This window comes from Marivita sp. S0852, from assembly GCF_046591575.1.
Lineage (GTDB): Bacteria > Pseudomonadota > Alphaproteobacteria > Rhodobacterales > Rhodobacteraceae > Marivita.
In genome coordinates this window covers 174795-194261 of the sequence record NZ_JBIQWA010000002.1, presented here as the reverse complement: position 1 = coordinate 194261, position 19467 = coordinate 174795, and the positions used below count along the sequence as shown (strand labels likewise).

The following is a 19467-nucleotide window of genomic DNA, read 5'->3' as shown; positions in this document are numbered from 1 at the left end:
CGGATCATGACCAAAAACGTTCTTTTCATCATGTGCGACCAATTGCGATGGGATTACCTGTCCTGCACAGGGCATCCGCATCTGCATACGCCCAATATTGACCGGTTGGCACAACGGGGCGTTCTGTTTGATCGCGCCTATGTGCAATCCCCGATCTGCGGACCGTCGCGCATGTCGTTCTACACCGGGCGATATGTCAGCTCGCACGGCTCGACCTGGAATGGCATTCCGCTCAAGGTCGGAGAGATCACGCTGGGCGATCACCTTCGGCCCCTTGGCGTGCGCACCGTATTGTGTGGCAAAACCCATATGACAGCCGATGTCGACGGCATGAAACGTCTTGGTCTGGCTCCTGACAGCCAGATTGGCGCGCTGGTGTCTGAATGTGGATTTGAAGCGTTTGAACGTGAAGACGGGCTTCATCCGGACGGCCCGCGCTACCCGCGCAACGCGGCCTATGACACCTATATGAAACAGCGCGGCTGGCCCGACGAAAACCCCTGGCAAAGCGTTGCCAATTCTGCCGAGGACGAAGACGGCACTTTGCTCAGTGGCTGGTTCATGGACAATGCCGACAAACCGGCGCGGGCTGCGGATGAGGACAGCGAAACCCCCTATATCACCAGCCGCGCGATGGATTTCATCCGCGAGGCAGGCGACACACCCTGGTGTCTGCATCTGAGTTATATCAAACCGCACTGGCCCTATATCGTGCCTGCACCCTATCACAATATGTATGGCCCCGAGACCCATCTTGAACCGGTCCGCAGCGAAAGCGAACGCCACGATCCGCATCCGGTGTATGGGGCCTTTATGGAAGAACGCGTCAGCCGTGCCTTTTGCGATGATGGCACCCGCACCCGTGTGCTGACGGCCTATATGGGCCTGATCAAACAGATCGACGACCAGATGGGCCGCCTGATGTCCTTTCTGGATGATCAGGGCCTGACGGATGAAACCATGATCGTTTTCACCTCGGATCACGGGGATTATCTGGGCGATCACTGGATGGGCGAAAAGGAATTGTTCCACGACGCATCGTCCCGTATTCCGCTGATCATCGTCGATCCGCGCCCCGAAGCCAATGTCACACGCGGGACGAAATCATCCGCCCTGATCGAAGCGATCGACGTTGTTCCGACCATTCTTGACTATTTCGACGGCGACGCGGTGCCTCATATCATCGAAGGCAAATCCGTCCAGCCGATCTTGCATGGACAGGTCGACCAGCTTCGCGATGTTGCGGTGTCCGAGTATGACTATTCGATGCGCGATGTGCGCAGGCGACTTGGGGTCGAGGTCAAGGATGCCAAGCTGACCATGCTGTTCGATGGGCGGTGGAAATACATCTTTGCCGAAGGGTTTCCGCCGATGTTGTTCGACCTGGACACAGATCCAGACGAGCTGACCGACCTGGGCCGGGATGCCGCCCATGCCGGGGAAATCGCCCGTCTGGAACGGCTTTTCTTTGACTGGACACGCCGAACATCGCAACGGATCACGCGCTCTGACGCCTGGATTGCGGCGCGTGACACACGCTTTGGAGAGGCCAAGTCGGGCATTCTGATCGGCTATCGCAACGAAGATGAACTGCGCGATGTCCTGTCCCGCTCAGAAAACGGCGACTGAAAACGCGGCACCGCTCATTGGATCGGCCAATCCCCGCTTTCAAACGCAACCCAGGATGTCCACACCGTAAAAGAGGCTTGCTCCGCCCGTCGCGGCAAACCTACACTTGTCCCCAGGTTTCAACTTTGGGGGGAAAGACATGTTTCAACAAAAGTGGCTTTTGGCGGCTGTTCTGACTGCAATCACATCCGTTCCGGTCTATGCGCAGACCACAGCGGATTCCGTGGCCCCCGAGGCGGACACCGACCTGTCGACCGCCTTTGACGGCCTGAGCGCCCCTGCCCGCGCCGCATTGGACGCCAAAAATGCGGGCACTCCGGTTGTTGCCGATGACTGGATGGTTGCAGCGGCCAATCCCCTCGCTGTCGAAGCCGGTGCAGAGGTGCTGCGCAATGGCGGCACGGCAGCCGATGCGATGGTTGCGGTGCAAGCGGTTCTGGGGCTGGTCGAGCCACAATCCTCTGGCCTTGGGGGGGGTGCGTTTCTGGTGTGGTACGACGCCGAAACCAGCGCTTTGACAACGCTGGACGGACGAGAAACCGCCCCGATGGCGGTGACACCCACGGTTTTTCAGGATGAAACCGGTGAGCCGCTTCAGTTTTTCGATGCCGTTGTCGGCGGGCTGTCGGTCGGAACGCCCGGCACACCGCGCTTGATGGAAGACGCGCATCGCCGCTGGGGGCGCGCGAACTGGGGCGGCCTTCTGGACCCGGCCATTGATCTTGCCGAAAACGGTTTTGCGGTGTCCGAGCGGTTGGCCGCGTCCATCGCAGGCGACGCGGAACGACTGGGGCGGTTTGGACCAACCGCCGATTACTTTATTCCGGACGGCACGCCTCTGGCGGCGGGAACCACGCTGGTCAACCCCGAGTATGCCGACGTCTTGCGGCAGATGGCAGCACAGGGGGCCGATGCGATCTATTCAGGCCCCATCGCCGAAGACATCGTGCGCACCGTGCGCACAGCCCAGGGCAACCCCGGTCTTTTGGCGCTTGACGATCTGGCCACGTACCGGGTGATCGAACGGCCTGCGGTCTGTGTCGAATATCGTCAGGCAGATGTCTGCGGCATGGGTCCGCCCTCGTCCGGTGCTTTGACGGTTGGACAAATCCTGGGCATGGCAGAGCAATTTGATCTGGCCACGCTTGGTCCCGACAACCCCGAAAGCTGGCGGATCATCGGCGATGCGTCGCGCCTCGCCTTTGCCGATCGCGGCCGCTATATGGCCGACAGCGATTTCGTTCCGATGCCCACCGAGGGTTTGGTCGATCCCGTCTATCTGGAATCGCGCGCCGGTCAGATCAAAGCGGCCGACACCGCGCTTGAAACGGTCACCCCCGGAGAGCCCGAGTGGGATCATGCGATGCTGTGGGCCGATGACCAGTCGCTCGAACTGCCCTCGACCAGCCACATTTCAATTGTCGACAGCTATGGCAACGCCCTGTCCATGACCACCACAATCGAAAACGGTTTTGGCAGCCGGCTTTTTGTGCGCGGCTTTCTGTTGAACAACGAACTGACCGATTTCAGTTTCCGCACCCATTCAGATGGCATCCCGATCGCCAACCGGATTGAACCGGGCAAACGCCCCCGCTCGTCCATGGCACCAACGATCGTCATGCAGGATGATGCGCCTATTCTGGTGATCGGCAGCCCGGGCGGCAGCCGGATCATCGGTTATGTTGCACAAGCGATCATCGCTCATCTGGATTGGGGCATGGATGTGCAACAGGCCGTGTCGATGCCACATCTGGTCAACCGCTTTGGCACCTTCGATATAGAGGACGGCACCAGCGCCGCAGATCTTGCCGAGCCACTCACGGCCCTCGGGTTCGAAGTCAACGCCCGTGGCCTGAACTCTGGTCTGCACGCGATTTCCATCAGCGATCAGCTGCGCGGGGGCGCAGATCCCCGGCGCGAAGGCATCGCGCTTGGGCAATAACCCCTGACACAGCCGCGCGGCCAACAGGCCGGTGGAGTTGCTTTCAAAGATTGGGTAAGACGCGGTCACGCCCGTGTCGCGATTTCGCGGCGCGCGCGCATGATCAATATCTCCAACAGCGCCGCATCCGGCAAAACGGTCGGCGCACGTGACAATGAGGCCCATCAAGTGACGTCCACAGATACAGATTTCGACGACCTGGAAACGCCCGCCCTGCTGCTGGACGAAGCCAAGATGATGCGCAATATCGATCATCTCGCGGCGCGCGCAAAAAAGCTTGGGGTCACGTTAAGGCCCCACATGAAGACCGCCAAGTCTATCGAGGTCGCCGCGCACATGGGCCAGGACAAAACCGATCCGATCACCGTGTCGACCCTCGCAGAAGCCGAAATGTTCCACGCCGCCGGTCACACCGACATTCTTTATGCTGTCGGTATTGCGCCGCAGAAACTGGACCGCGTCCGCGCGTTGCGCGCAAAAGGCTGTGATCTGGTGGTGATTTTGGACAATGTCGCACAGGCGACCGCCGTGGCGCAGGCTGGCGTGCCCGCCATGATCGAGATCGACAGCGACGGGCATCGCGGCGGGCTTGAGCCCGACGATCCCGCCCTGATCGAGGTCGGCCGTCTTCTTCACGACAGCGGCACCCTGCGCGGCGTGATGACCCATGCCGGCGAAAGCTATACGGTGCGCGGCGCAGATGCACATGCCGCCTTTGCCGAACAGGAACGGTCGGCCGCCGTCCGCTCTGCCGAGACCTTGCGCAAAGCCGGGCTGGACTGCCCGGTGGTCAGTGTCGGATCAACGCCAACGGCGTATGGCGCGCGCGATCTGACGGGTGTGACCGAATTGCGCGCCGGCGTTTACATGTTCTTTGATCTGGTGATGGCCGGAATTGACGTCTGCACACCGGACGACATCGCACTCAGTGTTTTGACAACCGTGATCGGGCATCAGCCCTCAAAAGGATGGGTGCTTGTTGACGCCGGCTGGATGGCCATGTCCCGCGACAGGGGAACCGCCACACAGGACGTGGATCAAGGCTACGGGATGGTCTGTGACGCGCAGGGCCGCGTGATACCCGACCTGATTATGATCGGCGCAAATCAAGAGCACGGCATTATCGCGCATCGGAACGGTCCAGAGCAGCCGATACCGGATCTGCCGGTTGGCAGACAGTTGCGGATTTTGCCCAACCATGCCTGCGCCACCGCAGCACAGTTTGACCGATACCATGTCCTGCCCAAAGGGAACGGTCCGCGTGATATCTGGCACCGTTTCGGCGGCTGGTAAGGACGCCCGATGATTTACGTGACCGAAGACCAATCCAGCGCGCTTGTCACACCAAAGCTTGCCTTTGATGCCGCCCGCGCCGCGTTCGTGGCCGCACTGGACGAAGACGCCCGCGTGTTTCCCGTGGTCAACGCCCATGCCTGCGATCCGCAAAACCGGTTCAGCATAAAGTCCGCCGCCGGTTCCGGGCTGGCCGGGCTCAAGGTGGGGGCCTACTTTCCCACCAATGACGCACGCGGCGTGCCGCGCCATGCGTCCACCATCGTGTTGATAGATCAGGCTACAGGCAAAATTGGCGCATTGATCGAAGGCTCTGCCCTGAATTGCTATCGCACCGCAGCAGCCGATGCTGTCGCCACCGATGCGTTGGCACGCAAGGATGCAAGCGTGTTGGCGGTGTTCGGCACCGGCCATCAAGCCGCTTACGAGGCCCAGGCCATCGCGCGCATTCGGCCGGTGTCACGGATCATGGTCGTCGGACGAGATGCAACCCGCAGCGCGACACTGGTTGCGAAATTGCACGACATGGGCTTGCCAGCGGACGCCGCCCAACCCGAGGACGCCACACGCGCCGCGGACATCATTGTCACCGTGACAACCGCCGACACACCGCTATTTCAGGCCGACTGGGTCCAACCCGGCACCCATATCTCGTCCATGGGGTCCGACGCAAAAGGCAAACAAGAGCTTCCGCCAGACCTATTCCCCAACGCCACGCTGTTCTGCGATCTACCGGCGCAATCCGTGACCATCGGTGAATTCCAGCACGCCACCAACAATCCGCAGATCATCGCCATCGGACAGGTATTGACCGGCACCACAGAAGGTCGCCGCAGCGATACAGAGATCACGATTTTCGACAGTTCCGGCATCTCTTTGCAGGATTTGTTCATTGGACAATCCATCCTGAACGCCGTGACCACATAAACAGCGCGCGCATCGTCGTGTTGGCGGGGCCAATGACGTGACCGCGCGGCGGTCAGGTCAGTCCACCGGGACCCGGACAAAGGCCATCGCATCCCGCGCGAGGTTTGACAGGCCCGCGCCGTCCGCCTGGCAGTAGGCGAACAGCTTGGCGCGCATGCTTGGTTCCCAGAAATCATTGAGGTGGGCTGCAACACGCTCGGCCTGATCCGTGCCGGGCTGGCTCTGGAAATAGGTCGCGATCTGGTTGGCCATCATGATGAGTTTGTCAGGCTGCATTGCAGGCTCCTGTCTGGATACGCTCTGGGTGGCTGTAGATGTCAAACGTGCCGCCGCGCGCGAATGCGGCCAGCGTGAGGCGCGCCTGCTGGGCCAGGCGCAGCGCATGGGCGGTCGGTGCCGAAACCGCGATCAGCACAGGGCATCCCGCGATCACGGTTTTCTGGACCATGTCCACCGAGATCCGCGAGGTCAGCACGATCGCGCCCTGGCCCGGATCGACCCCGCCCCGCAGCAGCGCGCCGATCAGCTTGTCCAGCGCATTGTGACGCCCGACATCCTCGCGCGCGACGACGATGTCGCCGTCGGCGTTGCAGAACCCTGCGGCATGAACCGCGCGGGTCTGATCGTGCAGCGGCTGATGCGCCTGCAACCGTTCGGCGGCCCGCGCCACCGCAATTCGGCTTAGCCGCGCGTTTTCGGATCGCAGGACAGGCAGGGTGCGGACGGCCTGTTCCAGACTGTCGATCCCACAAAGACCGCAGCCCACCGGACCCAGCATGTTACGTTGGCGTTGGCGGATTGCCTCGGCCCTGTGACCGGTCAGCCAGAACCGCGCCTCGATCCCAAGATCATGTGCCACGATCTCGAAATCGATGACATCGCGCGGGCCGGTGATAAACCCTTCGGTCAGGGCAAACCCCATCGCGAAATCCTCGACATCGGCGGGGCTGGCCATCATCACCGCCGCTGTGGTGCCGTCAAAGACCAACGCGACCGGTGTTTCCTCGGGCAAGCTGCGGTGCAGATCGTGCAGCCCCTCGGGCCGGACCGTGACGCCCGGCATGCTGTGGGACAGCTGTAATACACTCATCGACCTACTCCGCTGCCGGAAGGATGCGACGCGACCGCTCGGCCTGTGCCGCGTAATCCTCCTGCCAGTCGGTTGGGCCGTTGGACTGCGACACCTGCACCGCCGTCACCTTGTATTCCGGACAGTTGGTGGCCCAGTCGGAATAGTCCGTCGTGATGACATTGGCCTGGGTATCGGGGTGGTGGAAGGTGGTATAGACCACCCCCGGCGACATCCGATCCGAGATTTGCGCGCGCAGCGTCGTCTCGCCGGACCGTGACGCCAGCTTGACCCATTGGCCATCCTTCAGGCCGCGCAGTTCGGCGTCGTGGGGGTGGATTTCCAGCAGGTCCTCTTCGTGCCATTCGCTGTTGGCGGTGCGCCGCGTCTGTGCGCCGACATTGTATTGCGACAGAATCCGCCCCGTCGTCAGAAGAAGGGGGAAACGCGGGCCGGTCTTTTCCCCCGTCGCCACGTATTCGGTAAAGATGAACCGCCCCTTGCCGCGCATGAAACCATCGACATGCATCAGCGGCGTGCCGTCGGGATGCGCCTCGTTGCAGGGCCACTGCACCGATCCCTGCTCTTCGAGCACGTCATAGTAGACCCCGGCAAAGCTGGGCGTGGTCATGGCGATCTCGTCCATGATCTGGCTGGGGTGGGTATAGTGCCAGTCCGCGCCCATGGCGTTGGCCAAAAGCTGTGTCACCTCCCAGTCGGCATAGCCGTTGCGCGGCGTCATCACCTCGCGCACGCGGTTGATGCGGCGCTCGGCATTGGTGAAGGTGCCGTCCTTTTCCAGAAAGGTCGATCCGGGCAGGAACACATGCGCGTAATTGGCCGTCTCGTTCAGGAACAGGTCATGCACGATGACACAGTCCATCGCGGCAAGGCCTGCAGCGACATGTTTCGTGTCCGGGTCCGATTGCAGGATATCCTCGCCCTGACAATAGAGCCCCTTGAAGGTGCCCTCGACAGCGGCGTCCAGCATGTTGGGAATGCGCAGCCCCGGCTCGTTGTCGATCTGGACGCCCCAGACCTCCTGATAGATGTCGCGCACATCGTCGTTCTTGACGTGGCGATAGCCCGGCAGCTCATGTGGGAAGCTGCCCATGTCACACGAGCCCTGCACGTTGTTCTGCCCGCGCAGAGGGTTCACGCCCACGCCGCGGCGGCCGATATTGCCGGTCAGCATGGCAAGGTTGGCGATGCCGATCACGGTGGTCGATCCCTGGCTGTGCTCGGTCACGCCCAGCCCGTAATAGATCGCCCCGTTGCCGCCAGTGGCATAGAGCCGCGCAGCCGCGCGCAGATCGGCGGCGGGCACGCCGGTCAGCAACTCGGTCGCCTCGGGGCTGTGGCGCGGATCGCTGATGAATTCAGCGTATTCACTGAACTCTTCCCAGTCGCACCGCTCGCGGATGAATGCCTCGTCCATCAGCCCTTCGGTCACGATCACATGCGCCATCGCCGAGACCACGGCAACATTGGTGCCCGGACGCAGCGGCAGGTGATGCGCCGCCTCGATATGGGCCGACCGCACCAGATCAATCTTGCGCGGGTCGATCACGATGATCTTGGCCCCGGCGCGCAGACGTTTCTTCATGCGGCTGGCAAAGACCGGATGCGCATCGGTCGGGTTGGCCCCGATCAGGACAACGACATCCGTCTGCTCGACGGAATCGAAATCCTGCGTGCCGGCAGAGGTGCCGAAGGTCTGGCCCAGGCCATAGCCGGTGGGCGAATGGCACACCCGCGCGCAGGTATCGGTGTTGTTGTTGCCAAAGACCGCACGGGCCAGTTTCTGCACCAGATAGGTTTCCTCGTTGGTGCAGCGGCTGGAGGTGATGACGCCGATGGATTTCTGGCCATACCTCTCTTGCAGCCCGCGCATCCGCTGCGCGGCAAAGCTCAGCGCCTCGTCCCAGCCGACCTCACGCCACGGTTCGTCGATGCTGTCGCGGATCATCGGGTTCAAAATCCGGTCCTTGTGATTGGCATAGCCATAGGCGAACCGGCCCTTGACGCAGCTATGGCCGCGATTGGCCTTGCCGTGCTTGTAGGGCGTCATGCGGATCAGCTCGTCGCCGTTCAGTTCGGCCTTGAACGAACAGCCGACGCCGCAATAGGCGCAGGTGGTGATGACCGACCGTTCGGGCGTGCCCAGCTCGATCACCGAATTTTCTTGCAGCGACGCTGTCGGACAGGCCTGCACGCAGGCCCCGCAGCTGACGCAGTCGGAGGCCATGAAATCGTCGCCCGCCGCACCCGCCGACACGCGGCTTTCGAACCCGCGCCCCTCGATGGTCAGGGCAAAGGTGCCCTGAACCTCTTCGCAGGCTCGCACGCAGCGCGAACAGACGATGCATTTGCTGGGATCGTAGGTGAAATAGGGGTTGGACGTGTCCTTCGGGATGTATTCGGGATTGCCCAGATCGCCCGTACCGGACCGGGCGCGCGCGCGGATGTCGCCCGCCGCCAGCGTGCCAACGCCCTTTGGATCGTAATGGTTGCGCCCGCTTTCGTAACGCTGATCACGCAGGCCGACCGCGCCGGCCATGTCCTGCAATTCGCAATCGCCGTTGGCGCTGCAGGTCAGGCAATCCAGAGGATGATCCGAGATATAAAGCTCCATCACACCACGGCGGATCTTCTTGACCTTTGCACCCTGCGTGGTGACCGCCATGCCCTCGGCCACCGGCGTGGTGCAAGAGGCAGGCGTGCCGCGCCGTCCCTCGATCTCGACCACACACAGGCGGCACGAGCCCCAGGCGTCAAGATTGTCGGACGCGCAAAGCTTGGGCACCTGAATGCCCGCCTCGGCGGCGGCGCGCATGACCGATGTGCCTTCGGGCACCGTGACTTCGAAACCGTCGATGGTCAGGGTGACGGGCGTACCTGTCTTGGCGGGTGTGCCCATGTCGCGGTCGTCATGAATGGATGGGGGAATGATGAAATCCTTCATTCCGCGGCCTCCTTGGAAGTTGCAAAATCATCGGGGAAATGGGTCAGCGCGGACATGACGGGATACGGCGTCAGACCTCCCAACGCACAAAGCGACCCGTCGGTCATCGTCTCGCACAGATCGGTCAGAAGCGGGATCGCCGCCGCGTCGCCATCCGCGATGCGGTCAATGGTCTCGACGCCCCGCACCGATCCGATGCGGCACGGCGTGCATTTGCCACAGGATTCCACCGCGCAGAATTCCATGGCGAAACGCGCCATCTTCAGCATGTCCGCGCTGTCGTCGAAAACGGTCAGACCGGCATGGCCCAGCAATCCGCCCTTGGCGTCCAGCTCTTCGTAGCCCAGCGGCGCGTCGAAATGCGACACCGGGATGTAGGCCCCCAGCGGGCCGCCGACCTGCACGGCCTTGACCGGCCGCCCGGACCGGGTGCCGCCTGCCAGATCATTGACCACTTCGCCCAGGGTAATGCCGAAGGCGGTTTCAAAAAGCCCGCCGCGCGCCACGTTGCCCGCGATCTGCAAGGTCACGGTCCCGCGTGAACGGCCCAGACCGAAATCGGCGTAGTGCTTTGCGCCCTTCTCAAAGATCACCGGCACGGTCGCAAGGCTGATGACGTTGTTGACGACCGTGGGCCGCCCAAGAAAGCCTTCGAGCGCCGGAAGCGGCGGCTTGGCGCGCACAACGCCGCGCTTGCCTTCCAGCGAGTTGAGCAGCGACGTTTCCTCGCCACACACATAGGCCCCCGCGCCGACGCGTACCTCTATGTCAAAGGCGCGACCCGATCCGAGGATATCACCGCCCAGCACACCCTTGGCCCGCGCGATGCGGATTGCTTGGGTCATGACGGCAATCGCATCGGGATATTCCGAACGCAGATAGACGTACCCTTGGGTCGCGCCGACACCCAGCCCGGCAATCGCCATCCCCTCGATCAGGGTAAAGGGGTCACCCTCCATGATCATGCGGTCGGCAAAGGTGCCGCTGTCGCCTTCGTCGGCGTTGCAGACGATGTATTTCTGCGGCGCTTCGGCCTCCATCACCGTTTTCCACTTGATACCGGTGGGAAACCCGGCCCCGCCGCGCCCGCGCAACCCGCTGTCGGTAACTTCAGTGACGATCTCGGGCGCGGTCATGTTCAGCGCGCGGCGCAGGCCAGTCAGGCCGCCATGCACCTCGTAATCGGTCAGATCGAGCGGGTCGATCACGCCGCAGCGTGCGAATGTCAGCCGTGTCTGGCGCGCCATCCAGTCCAGATCCTCGACCGGGCCAAGCGCCTTGTCGCTGCTGCCGTCAAGAATGCCCGCAACGTCGGACGGCTCTGCCGGGCCAAAGCCATGGCGCACACCGTCCAGTTCGACCTCGACCAGCGGTTCCAGCCAGATCATGCCCCGCGTTCCGGTGCGGATGATCTCGATCTCAATCCCGCGCGCCCCGGCCTCGCGGCGGATCGCGTCGACCACCTGCTCGGCACCAAGCGCCTTGGCCGCGCTGTCCAGGGGAATATACAATTTCATGCCCGCGCCTCCGTCAGAATTTGTTCCAGCCGCGTGGCGTCGAGGCGGCCCACGACCGTGTCATCCACCAGCGCGGCCGGGCCGCAGGCGCACATGCCCAGACAATAGACGGGCTCGACCGTCAGGCGACCGTCGGCCGTGGTGCCGTGCCAGTCGAGCCCCAGCCTGGCCAGCGTCTCTGCGGCCAGAACATCGCCGCCAACCGCCTGACACGACTCGGCACGGCATATCTTGACAACATGGCGACCGGCGGGCCGCTCGCGGAAATCATGGTAGAACGACACCACGCCGTGCACCTCGGCCTTGGTCATGTTCAGCAGGTGCGACAGGCGCGCGATGGCGGCCGAGGAGATGTGGCCGAACGCAGCCTGCAAGGCGTGAAGCATCGGCAAAAGCGGACCTTCAAGATCCTTGAGCGGTACGATGATCGCATCGATTTCGGCATCTGTTGGGGGAGGAAGCGTCTGTGGCATAGCTGACCTTTTGGCTGTGTTGCCTCAAGGTTAGGCGTCGCTTCATCGGATAATCAATATCATTATCCCGTCAACCGATAGAGAATATCAATCACTATCATCCGCAAGCTGTGCAGCACTCGCCAAAAGCGCTTGTAATGTTGGGGTATGCGGCTCGCGGTAGGGGGCGACAAGGCCGACCGAAGGATGCCGGATATTGCCCGACAAAGGCACCAGACTGAGCGCTTTTCCGGCGGCCAGAAAGGCGGCTATGTCGGCGGGCAGGATGGTCACCCAATCGCCGCGTTCGACATTGGCGACCAGAACGACAGTCGAATCCGATTCGATCCAGGCATCGGGCGTCACACCCGCATCCCGGAAATGGCCGTTGATGATACGCCGGTTCTGGTTGTCCGGCGTCAAAAGCGCCAGACGCTCGCCCTCAAGCTCATGCCACCCGACACCATCGCGTCCGGCAAATCGCGACGCCCGATTGCAGACCAGAAGGTATTTCTCACGGTAAAGCGGCACGGTGCTGAGCCGTCCTGTCGGCTCGTTGTCAAGATAGGTGATCCCGGCATCGACATCGAGATCCTCGATCATCGACAGGATCTCGATCGAGGTGCGCGACAGCAGGGTCAGCCGCACATTCGGGTTCTTCTCGCTGAAACGGGCCGAAAGCTGCGCCGCCCAGGTCAGCGCTGTCGGGATCACCGCCACGCGCAATTGACCGCTGAGGCCGTTTTTCTTGAACCGCATCTCTTCGCGCAGATGGCGCGTATCGCTGACGATCCGGCGGGCCCAGTTCAGCGCGCTGTGACCTTCCGGCGTCAAGCCGCCAAACTTTGATCCTCGAAACACGAGCTTGACGCCAAGCTGTTCCTCAAGCGTCTTGATGCCGGTCGACAGGGTCGGCTGCGTGATACCAAGCTCTTCGGCGGCCTTGCCGAAATGCTCTGCCTTGGCAAGAGCGATGAACATTTCCAGCTTGTCGAGCATAAGGCCCCCTTCCGGAACGGGCATGGGATTTGGCCGACGCTACCAAACACGCTCACGCAGGTTCCGCAAGCATGAAGGCCGCTGGCTGTGAACCCGCAGCCGGGTGTTCACCAATTTCGAAGGAAGGCTGAAATCGCCAAACACCGCCCGAGGCACCCAAAGAATACCCCCCCCCCGGACCGCTGCACGCAAGAGGTTTTGGCCGGTTTGGCTAGGCCAACTCGTGTGCATTGGATGGGTCAGGCGAAGCCCCTGCGGGCGCTCCTGACGCAAGGGCCGACATCGGATTTTCCAGGTCCAACGGGATCAGCCGCGATCAGATGCGCCGCGCCATCCGGGATACGGGGTTGGGCCATGAAATGAGTGATGCTGAAAAACAGACCATTGCCAGGATGATCAGCCGTGCCACGATGGACTTCGTGATCGAGGCGCAAGCATTTGCGCAGGCGGAAAACGCGAACGCCCTCACCCGCCTGGGCGACCTCGTGCAGACCGATACGGAGCAGGCGGGTCTGGATCTGAGGAATACGGAGATCGCACAGGACGGCTTGCGCGTGCGACACGATTGACAGGCCGTCTTGCTGACGGATTTCAGCGGAGCTTCGCAGGAAGATCATCGCACCCCGCCAGCATAAGCAGCGACGCAAGCGCCTCGATCTGAAGATTGCGTATCAAGGCAACAATCGCCACGCTCATGTCCTGCCGGGAATGATGGCGAGCGCAGATCACCTCCAAACTGACGGTTGGACAAGCTTGTGCCAGAACAGCTTTCGGAAACTGGCGGCGAAATCCCGCCACCAGTTTCGTTGAGGGTAGTGTTCGAACCGGTCCTTGCCTAATCCTAAAGGAACATTGTCTCAGGAGTGGCGCGCATGAGTTTTGACATCGATTGGAATTTTATCGCGCGGCAAGAGGGCGAGGCGGTCACGACAGGCTACGTGCCTATGAACGCCCAAGGAGCGGTCTTCGGACAGTCAGGTGTGACCATTGCCACGGGCTTTGATATCGGCCAGCACAGTATCAGTGATCTAAATCGGCTGTTTGGTCAGCATCCTGATATCATTGCTTTACTGACCCCTTATGTCGGCCTCAAACGCATGCGCGCTGTCGAAGCATTGCGAGCACAACCATTGACGATTACTGATGCTCAGGCGTCTATTATCGACCGTGCAGTGAAAACCGCAAAAGCCCGGGCAATTGCGACAACTTATGATGCGGCGGTCGCGTCAACATTCAGGCCGACGCGTCAGCAACGCACGGCACCAACCTTCCGTTCATTGCCAAGAGAAGCGCAAACAGTGATAATGTCAGTCGCCTTCCAATATGGCAGCTTGCCTACAAGAACCCCAACATTCTGGAGATATGCGGTGCAGCAAGACTGGAGGAGCATGGAGCGTGAACTGCGTAATTTTGGAGACGAGTACACCAGTCGCCGTATTCGCGAAGCCGACTATCTTTTGCCTTTAAACATGGCGAGGGCGTCAAATTGATCCGGTATCGTCTTCTGTCGTTCTTTGTTCTACTGGCGACGCCAGCGCTGGCACTGACACATTCTGATGTCGCAGATTCTATGGCAGAGGTGTCGGAGAATGCGTCAGCAAAGTGTGACGCGTTGGAGACGATGATCTCTCGTGTCGATTTGCAAAGCTTTGCCAACGGATCAAACCCAAGAATTCAAAAGCCGACATCGCTTGCTGACCTCTACACGACGGGAATTGCTCCAATGTGCGCCGCCGCAACGGCGTATGATGACGGCTGGAGCATCAGTGTAACGCCACTGATCATCAATGACACTGCGGTCCTCCTGTTCGAGGAGCACGCCTTAGATGGAAGCTATCACCAGCAATCGGTTTTGATGTTCGAGCAAGACGATGCTGGCTGGACAACAGTTATCAATCTTTGCGCCACAGCCGGAAAAGAGAGCATCAGTTTTTGCAATCCGTGATCTAGGGCCGCTGATAAAATCTGGATGAATTGCTCAGATGCCCCGCTTGGGAATAGGCAAAAACCTGGGAGTTGACGTGGTAGGGTAAAGCATCAGCTTCGCAGGGATTTCGGAGCCACTGATTTTGATCAGGCTGACCCTCGCGGCCATCGGCGCAAGACCCGCCGTCATTGACGGTGCAATCCGTGCAGGCCGTTGCAAGGCGTGATCTCTTGGCTGGCCCTTGCAAGTCAAAGACGTCATCACCCGACTGAACACTGGCAATACGGTGGACCACGTCTTGATGTGGAGGATCGCGTTTCATGAATGTGGCCATGTGCAATCCGCAAGTGCGGGATACATCGCAGTATGACTGCTTTGGTGCCCGCCTTCTGATATACCATGTCTTCCCACGTAAAATCGGTTTTGACATGGCCGCCCCCCTCTACACACCGCCGAGCATTGCAAAAAGCATAGAAAAACAAAAACGCAGGACGTGTCGCTACCCTCAATCCACGGGCAAGGTATTGAGTCCAATGATGAATAAAACAACAAGAGGGATACTTGTGGCGGAGGCTCAGGGATTCGAACCCTGGGGACGCTCTCACGCCCAACGGTTTTCAAGACCGCCGCATTCGACCACTCTGCCAAACCTCCGGTGACAGTCGCATACCCGCAGAAATGCGATTCTGAAAGCCGGTGATTGGGAAAAAAAGCACAGATGTGTCGTTAGACTTTTCTTGTGTCTCGCAAGACTGTAAGCTTTTCGCAAAACAAGAGTGGCGGTGGGCCTGCGGGTCACGTTGTCACCGGATGCGGCACAGCAAAGGGCGAGCAGGCAATGGACATCACAATGACGGCCTCGGGACGGTGGCGGCGCTCAAGATCGGTTTTCGCAGCAGGTTTTGCGGCGCTTTCTCTGGGCGCGTGCGACAGCGCCAATATGCCCGCATTTCTGCAGGGCGGATCAAACGACGCAGAGGCAGGAACAGCAATCACCGGCAATCAGCGGGCGACGCGGCTGGTGGAACGCGATGTCGAAGCGCCAGAGGTGTTTCAGGTCTCGGAACCCGGTCTTTGGGACGGGCGCCCGTCACTGGGGGGCGTGTGGGCCGCCCATCCAAGCGTCACCGAACCAGAGCGTGTGATCATCCGCAATGAGGCCAATGGCAATTTTGTCATCGGCGCATTGTTCCGCAAAGAAAGGGAAACACCCGGCCCCCTGCTGCAGATTTCCTCTGACGCGGCAGCCGCACTTGGGGTTCTGGCCGGCGCACCAACCAATCTGAATGTCGTGGCCTTGCGACGCGAAGAGGTGCCGGATGACGCGACAGCGGCCCCTGTGCAGGACGCCCCGACCGGAGAGGACATATTTGCCGCGCCGACAGATGTGGCCGAAGCACCGCTTGATCCGATTGCGCAAACCGCAGCCGCAGCGCTGGATGCCACCCCGGCCACCACCGCTCCGGCAGAAAGCCCGGCACCACAGGCACAGGCACCTGTCCCGCAACCTGCCGCATCCAGCTTGGACAAGCCATTTATCCAGATCGGGATCTTCAGCATCGAGGAAAACGCCAACAATACCGCAACCGCCATGCGGCAGGCCGGGATGGTGCCAACCGTTCTTGAGCAGTCCTCCAGCGGCAAGGCGTTCTGGCGTGTCCTTGTCGGACCGGCACAGAGCCGCGCAGAGCGCAGTTCGCTGCTTGCGAAGGTGAAAGAGACCGGCTTTACCGATGCCTATGTTGTGACAAACTAAAGACCAGTGTCAGCGACACCAGGAGAGCCACCATGATCCGTCGATACCGCCCCGTGTTCACTGCCTGCATGGCAGCCCTGATGCTGTCGGCACCACCGCTGGCCGCCTTTGACACCCAGGCCGAAGCGGCCTTTGTTCTGGACGAAAAGACCGGCACGGTCCTTTTGGCCAAAAATGCCGACACAGCCATGCCACCGGCCTCCATGTCCAAGCTGATGACGCTCTATATTGCATTCGAGGCCGTCCGGGACGGACGGCTGCAGCTGGACGAACGGCTGCCGGTGTCGGCACATGCCAATTCATTTGGCGGCTCCACCCTGTTCCTGCGCGAAGGGGAACGTGTTTCGGTCGAGGATCTGATCCGGGGGATCATTGTGCTGTCGGGCAATGATGCCTGCGTGGTCCTGGCCGAAGCGCTGTCGCCGGACGGGTCTGAGGCAGGCTTTGCCCGGATGATGACGCAACGTGCGCAATTGATGGGCATGACCAATTCGACCTTCAAAAACTCAAGCGGCTGGCCGGCCGACGGGCATGTGATGTCAATGCGGGATCTGACCCTGCTGGCCCAGCGCATCATAGAGGACTTTCCAGAGTTTTACCCGATGTTTGCCGAAACAGAGTTTCTGTTCGACGAACAGGAATCGCAGAACCGCTACAACAGAAACCCGCTTTTGGGGCTTGGCATCGGCGCGGACGGGTTGAAAACCGGCCACACGCAAGAAGCGGGCTATGGTTTGGTTGGCTCGGCCAAACAGGGGGACCGTCGGGTGATCTTTACCCTGACCGGACTGGATACCGCTGCGGGCCGGGCGCAGGAATCAGAGGCGATTGTCAACTGGGCCTTCCGCCAATTCGCCGAACAGACCGTGACCAAGGCCGGAGCGGTGATCGCAGAGGCCGATGTCTGGATGGGGGCAAGCGATCGTGTGGGATTGGCCGCCAAAGACGATGTGACATTGTTGTTGCCCAACACACCAGGCAGCGCTGTGACCGCCGAAGTCGTCTATACCGGCCCGATTGAGGCCCCCATTGCCCAAGGTCGCCAGCTGGCTGAACTGATCATCAGCCCCGAGGGCCTGCCCGAACACCGCATTCCGCTTTTCGCGGCCTCCGAGGTTCCGGCCAGCGGGTTTGTAGAGCGGATGATGAATGTCTCGCAGGTCTTGCTGGGCCGTATGCAGGCCCCCTCAGAGGACGCAATGTGAACCCCACAGGGTTGTTTATCAGCTTTGAAGGCATCGACGGATCAGGCAAATCTACTCAGGCGCGCCTGTTGTCCGACGCACTTGACGCGCGGGGCATTGATACTGTGCTGACACGCGAACCCGGCGGCAGTCCCGGGGCCGAGGAAATCCGCGCTTTGGTTCTGCAGGGTGATCCGGATCGATGGTCCGCCGAAACCGAGCTGTTGCTTTTTACCGCGGCCCGCCGGGATCATCTGGAACGCACGATCCGTCCGGCCCTGAACGCGGGCAAGGTTGTGATTTGTGACCGGTTTGCAGACAGCACACGGATGTATCAGGGCCTGTCGCGCGGCAACCTGCGCGACACGGTCGACACGTTGCATGACCTGATGATCGGCATCGAACCGAGCATTACGATCCTGATTGATATGGACCCGGAAACCGGTCTGCAGCGCGCAAAATCGCGCAACACGGCCGAAGAACGCTTCGAGGATTTTGGCCAGGGACTTCAGGACGCGATGCGTGCCGGGTTTTTGTCGCTGGCAGAGGAATTTGCAGACCGCTTTCGGGTCATTGACGGGGCGCGCGTGCCGGACGCCGTTGCACAGGATGTCTGGGCTGCGGTAAGCCCCCATCTGACATGCCATCTGACATGAGTGACACAGCCCTTCCCGAACCCGACCGCATCGACGGCGCACCGCACCCGCGAGAAACCGAACGTTTGTTTGGGCAAGACTTGGCGCAAGCGGATTTTCTACGGGCCTTCGCCTCGGGCCGGTTGCATCACGGCTGGCTGATCACCGGGCCACGCGGCGTCGGAAAGGCCACCTTGGCCTGGCGCATTGCCCGGTTTTTGCTGGCCACTCCGCCGGGCCAGGAGGACGGGCTGTTTGGTGCGCCTGCGCCGCCCGCGGACCTGACGATCCCGAACGACCATCCGGTGTCGCACCGCATTCTGGCGGGCTCCGAGCCGGGTCTTTTTGTGCTGCGACGCCCCTATGACGACAAGGCAAAGCGGCTGAAGGCGCAGATCACGGTCGACGAAGTGCGCAAACTCAAAGGGTTTTTCGCGTTGTCAGCCGCAGATGGCGGGCGACGGGTGGTGATTGTCGATGCTGCGGATGATATGAACGTCAATGCCGCCAACGCCCTGCTCAAGCTTCTGGAGGAACCTCCCGAGCGCACCACCTTGCTGTTGGTCAGCCACCAGCCCTCGCGGCTGTTGCCGACGATCCGCTCAAGATGCCGGGAATTGCGGTTGTCCCCGCTCAGCCCGCAGAACATGGCACAGGCGCTAAAGGCTGCGGGAATTGATGTCTCGGATGCAAATCCCGATGCGCTGGCGGCCTTGTCCGGCGGTTCGATCGGCGAGGCCGTCAGGCTGCTGCAACAGGACGGGCTGAAACTCTATGCCGACATCGTCAAACTGCTGTCCACGCTACCCGATCTCAGCCGCCCTCATGCCATTGCCCTGGCCGAAAGCGCCGCCGGGCGTGGCAAGGAAGACCGGCTTGATCTGATGCTGACGCTGCTGGACCGCGCCCTGGCGCGGCTGGCGCGCACCGGGGCCACTGGCCTGCCCCCCAGCCCTGCTGTTTCAGCGGCCGAATCCGACACGTTCCAGTGGCTTTGCCCGTCGGCACAGGCGGCGCGACACTGGGCGCATGTGGCACAAACCCAGGGCGACAGATTGCGCCACGGTCGGGCCGTCAACGTCGAGGCAGGCTCGCTGCTCTTGTCCAGTTTTCTGGCTCTGCGCGACGGGTGCCCCAGATAGGTGCAGGACGGCTTGACGCCCCTGCCCGCA

At 61.3% G+C, this 19467-nt stretch carries 17 protein-coding genes and 1 tRNA gene; 11 read left to right on the top strand and 7 right to left on the bottom strand.

Annotated elements, in window-relative coordinates:
• The first annotated feature begins 6 nt into the window (after positions 1-6).
• The 4 genes from ACG74X_RS05095 to ACG74X_RS05080 all read left to right on the top strand — a co-directional run bounded on the left by ACG74X_RS05095 (position 7) and on the right by ACG74X_RS05080 (position 5791).
• Entirely contained in the window at positions 7-1629 is a 1623-nt protein-coding gene (locus ACG74X_RS05095; RefSeq protein WP_411233069.1) for an alkaline phosphatase family protein, read from the top strand.
• 139 nt (positions 1630-1768) lie between these two features.
• The gene (gene ggt / locus ACG74X_RS05090) at positions 1769-3571 is read left to right on the top strand and encodes a gamma-glutamyltransferase (RefSeq protein ID WP_411233068.1); all 1803 of its coding nucleotides are present in this window, start codon (positions 1769-1771) and stop codon (positions 3569-3571) included.
• 99 nt (positions 3572-3670) lie between these two features.
• Positions 3671-4864, top strand: a complete 1194-nt coding sequence (locus tag ACG74X_RS05085; protein ID WP_411233067.1) for an alanine racemase — start codon at positions 3671-3673, stop codon at positions 4862-4864.
• Between the two features lie 9 nt (positions 4865-4873).
• Entirely contained in the window at positions 4874-5791 is a 918-nt protein-coding gene (locus ACG74X_RS05080; protein WP_411233066.1) for an ornithine cyclodeaminase family protein, read from the top strand.
• Positions 5792-5848: 57 nt separating this feature from the next.
• Here ACG74X_RS05080 and ACG74X_RS05075 read toward each other — a convergent pair whose 3' ends face one another.
• The 6 genes from ACG74X_RS05075 to ACG74X_RS05050 all read right to left on the bottom strand — a co-directional run bounded on the left by ACG74X_RS05075 (position 5849) and on the right by ACG74X_RS05050 (position 12793).
• Complete coding sequence (locus ACG74X_RS05075) at positions 5849-6067, bottom strand: formate dehydrogenase subunit delta (protein ID WP_411233065.1); 219 nt, start codon at positions 6065-6067, stop codon at positions 5849-5851.
• The gene (gene fdhD, locus ACG74X_RS05070; RefSeq protein ID WP_411233064.1) at positions 6057-6881 is read right to left on the bottom strand and encodes a formate dehydrogenase accessory sulfurtransferase FdhD; all 825 of its coding nucleotides are present in this window, start codon (positions 6879-6881) and stop codon (positions 6057-6059) included. Before fdhD ends, ACG74X_RS05075 begins: the two co-directional genes overlap by 11 nt.
• Before the next feature lie 4 nt (positions 6882-6885).
• Complete coding sequence (fdhF, locus tag ACG74X_RS05065; protein ID WP_411233063.1) at positions 6886-9825, bottom strand: formate dehydrogenase subunit alpha; 2940 nt, start codon at positions 9823-9825, stop codon at positions 6886-6888.
• The gene (locus ACG74X_RS05060) at positions 9822-11342 is read right to left on the bottom strand and encodes a formate dehydrogenase beta subunit (RefSeq protein ID WP_411233062.1); all 1521 of its coding nucleotides are present in this window, start codon (positions 11340-11342) and stop codon (positions 9822-9824) included. Before ACG74X_RS05060 ends, fdhF begins: the two co-directional genes overlap by 4 nt.
• Positions 11339-11815, bottom strand: coding sequence for a formate dehydrogenase subunit gamma (locus tag ACG74X_RS05055; RefSeq protein WP_411233061.1), 477 nt, complete (start codon positions 11813-11815; stop codon positions 11339-11341). Before ACG74X_RS05055 ends, ACG74X_RS05060 begins: the two co-directional genes overlap by 4 nt.
• A gap of 87 nt (positions 11816-11902) precedes the next feature.
• Positions 11903-12793 (bottom strand): LysR family transcriptional regulator, encoded by an 891-nt coding sequence (locus ACG74X_RS05050; RefSeq protein WP_411233060.1) that lies wholly within the window; start codon positions 12791-12793, stop codon positions 11903-11905.
• A 359-nt stretch (positions 12794-13152) separates the two neighbouring features.
• Between ACG74X_RS05050 and ACG74X_RS05045 the strand changes: the two genes are divergently transcribed.
• From ACG74X_RS05045 to ACG74X_RS05035, 3 genes are all read left to right on the top strand, one after another.
• The gene (locus tag ACG74X_RS05045) at positions 13153-13362 is read left to right on the top strand and encodes a hypothetical protein (protein WP_411233059.1); all 210 of its coding nucleotides are present in this window, start codon (positions 13153-13155) and stop codon (positions 13360-13362) included.
• 303 nt (positions 13363-13665) lie between these two features.
• Positions 13666-14283 (top strand): pesticin C-terminus-like muramidase, encoded by a 618-nt coding sequence (locus tag ACG74X_RS05040; protein WP_411233058.1) that lies wholly within the window; start codon positions 13666-13668, stop codon positions 14281-14283.
• Positions 14284-14405: 122 nt separating this feature from the next.
• A complete protein-coding gene (locus ACG74X_RS05035; protein WP_411233057.1) occupies positions 14406-14738 on the top strand; it encodes a hypothetical protein in 333 nt (110 codons plus the stop codon).
• Positions 14739-15284: 546 nt separating this feature from the next.
• Here ACG74X_RS05035 and ACG74X_RS05030 read toward each other — a convergent pair.
• Positions 15285-15374: transfer RNA gene (locus tag ACG74X_RS05030), tRNA-Ser, on the bottom strand.
• Positions 15375-15558: 184 nt separating this feature from the next.
• Here ACG74X_RS05030 and ACG74X_RS05025 point away from each other — a divergent pair.
• From ACG74X_RS05025 to ACG74X_RS05010, 4 genes are read left to right on the top strand one after another with little or no spacing between them, the layout of a single operon-like run.
• A complete protein-coding gene (locus ACG74X_RS05025; RefSeq protein WP_411233056.1) occupies positions 15559-16476 on the top strand; it encodes an SPOR domain-containing protein in 918 nt (305 codons plus the stop codon).
• 32 nt (positions 16477-16508) lie between these two features.
• Positions 16509-17681, top strand: coding sequence for a D-alanyl-D-alanine carboxypeptidase family protein (locus ACG74X_RS05020; protein WP_411233055.1), 1173 nt, complete (start codon positions 16509-16511; stop codon positions 17679-17681).
• Positions 17678-18316 carry a dTMP kinase gene (tmk, locus tag ACG74X_RS05015; protein ID WP_411233054.1) on the top strand — a complete coding sequence of 213 codons (639 nt, stop codon included), beginning with the start codon at positions 17678-17680 and terminating at the stop codon, positions 18314-18316. The genes ACG74X_RS05020 and tmk overlap by 4 nt, the downstream gene beginning before the upstream one ends.
• Entirely contained in the window at positions 18313-19437 is a 1125-nt protein-coding gene (locus ACG74X_RS05010; protein WP_411233053.1) for a DNA polymerase III subunit delta', read from the top strand. The genes tmk and ACG74X_RS05010 overlap by 4 nt, the downstream gene beginning before the upstream one ends.
• Positions 19438-19467: the final 30 nt, after the last annotated feature.

Coding starts and splice junctions, on each gene's coding strand:
- ACG74X_RS05095 (WP_411233069.1), top strand. CDS start 7: ATGACCAAAAACGTTCTTTTCATCATGTGCGACCAATTGCGATGGGAT.
- ggt (WP_411233068.1), top strand. CDS start 1,769: ATGTTTCAACAAAAGTGGCTTTTGGCGGCTGTTCTGACTGCAATCACA.
- ACG74X_RS05085 (WP_411233067.1), top strand. CDS start 3,671: ATGATCAATATCTCCAACAGCGCCGCATCCGGCAAAACGGTCGGCGCA.
- ACG74X_RS05080 (WP_411233066.1), top strand. CDS start 4,874: ATGATTTACGTGACCGAAGACCAATCCAGCGCGCTTGTCACACCAAAG.
- ACG74X_RS05075 (WP_411233065.1), bottom strand. CDS start 6,067: ATGCAGCCTGACAAACTCATCATGATGGCCAACCAGATCGCGACCTAT.
- fdhD (WP_411233064.1), bottom strand. CDS start 6,881: ATGAGTGTATTACAGCTGTCCCACAGCATGCCGGGCGTCACGGTCCGG.
- fdhF (WP_411233063.1), bottom strand. CDS start 9,825: ATGAAGGATTTCATCATTCCCCCATCCATTCATGACGACCGCGACATG.
- ACG74X_RS05060 (WP_411233062.1), bottom strand. CDS start 11,342: ATGAAATTGTATATTCCCCTGGACAGCGCGGCCAAGGCGCTTGGTGCC.
- ACG74X_RS05055 (WP_411233061.1), bottom strand. CDS start 11,815: ATGCCACAGACGCTTCCTCCCCCAACAGATGCCGAAATCGATGCGATC.
- ACG74X_RS05050 (WP_411233060.1), bottom strand. CDS start 12,793: ATGCTCGACAAGCTGGAAATGTTCATCGCTCTTGCCAAGGCAGAGCAT.
- ACG74X_RS05045 (WP_411233059.1), top strand. CDS start 13,153: ATGAGTGATGCTGAAAAACAGACCATTGCCAGGATGATCAGCCGTGCC.
- ACG74X_RS05040 (WP_411233058.1), top strand. CDS start 13,666: ATGAGTTTTGACATCGATTGGAATTTTATCGCGCGGCAAGAGGGCGAG.
- ACG74X_RS05025 (WP_411233056.1), top strand. CDS start 15,559: ATGGACATCACAATGACGGCCTCGGGACGGTGGCGGCGCTCAAGATCG.
- ACG74X_RS05020 (WP_411233055.1), top strand. CDS start 16,509: ATGATCCGTCGATACCGCCCCGTGTTCACTGCCTGCATGGCAGCCCTG.
- ACG74X_RS05010 (WP_411233053.1), top strand. CDS start 18,313: ATGAGTGACACAGCCCTTCCCGAACCCGACCGCATCGACGGCGCACCG.